We start from the raw sequence: 1,247 nt of genomic DNA, 5'->3' as shown, positions 1-1,247 counted from the left end.
CGGGCGCTCGACCGCGCGGGGCGCACCGCCGACGCCCTCGCCACGATCGACGTGCGTGCGACGGCGGTGCGGGATGCCGGGGGGCGGCCTTCGAGCGGACTCGCTGAGCTGCGCCTCGCGATCGCACGACAGGACGAGACCGCTCCCGAGGTGCTCGACCGTCCTGTCGACCGGGCGGGCATCCCTGTGCCGGTCACGCAGTTCGTCGGACGGGAGGCGGAGCTCGAGACGATCCGCCGCGGCCGAGCAGAGTCCCGGCTCGTGACGCTCACCGGTCCGGCAGGCGTCGGCAAGACCCGCCTGGCCATCGAGGTGGCCAGGCGTGCCCACGCCGGCGAAGACGAGAGGCAGCGACTCATCGATCTGGCGGTCGTCTCGTCGCCGGACCTCGTCGTGGGCGCCGTCGCCGACGCGGTGGGAGCCGCCGCGCACTCGGTGGACGCGATCGCCGACGCGCTCGGCGGCCGGCGCACGCTCATGATCCTCGACAACGCCGAGCACGTCCTCGGCTCGACCGCATCCCTGTGCGCCAGGCTGCTCGAGCGGTGCGCCGGGCTCAGCGTGCTCGTGACGAGCCGCGAATCGATGCGGATGCCGGGTGAACGGGTCATCGTCGTCGATCCGCTCACGGGGGCCGAGGCGGGCGACGCCGTCGCGCTCTTCCTTCAGCGTGCGGGCGAGTCCTCGGGCATCCGCGAGTGGAGCACCGCCGAGATCGGGGAGGCCGATCGCCTGTGCGCCCGGCTCGACGGGCTGCCGCTCGCGATCGAGCTGGCGGCGTCGCGCCTGGATGTGCTGAGCCTCGACGAACTGGCCTCTTCGCTGGACGCCGCACCGGCAGCGTCCCGTGGCGGCGGCCGGCACGACTCGATCGACGACGCGATCGCGTGGAGCCTGGCCACCACCTCCGGTCCCGAGCGCGCCCTGCTCGCGCAGCTGGCCGAGTTCTCGGGCTCGTTCACGCTCGACGCCGTCGCCGGAGTGTGCGACGTCGGCGACGCGGATCCGAGGGAACTCGCTGCATCGCTCGCGCGCAAGTCGCTCGTGGCGGCGGTCGCACCCACGCCCGGCGAACGGAGGTTCCGGGTTCTCGACACCGTGAAGCGCCACATGCGGGCGCGGCATCCGCTCGCCGACACCCAGGCGTGGCAGCGGCGCCACGCCGCGTGGATGACCGAGGACGCGCAACGACGTGCGCCGCTGCTGCGCACCTCGGAGAGCCGACGCGCCCGCGCCGCCCTCGCCGC

At 74.3% G+C, this 1,247-nt stretch carries 1 protein-coding gene; it reads left to right on the top strand.

The window, feature by feature from the left end; all coding sequences use genetic code 11:
* Positions 1–1,247, top strand: a 1,247-nt coding sequence (locus EIO58_RS18150) for an ATP-binding protein (protein WP_164861875.1), incomplete at both ends; no start/stop codon positions are given.

It is taken from the genome of Microbacterium sp. CPCC 204701 (assembly GCF_004010105.1).
Classification (GTDB): domain Bacteria; phylum Actinomycetota; class Actinomycetes; order Actinomycetales; family Microbacteriaceae; genus Microbacterium.
The sequence above is the reverse complement of the archived record's forward strand: the minus strand, read 5'-3'. Positions and strand labels throughout refer to the sequence as shown.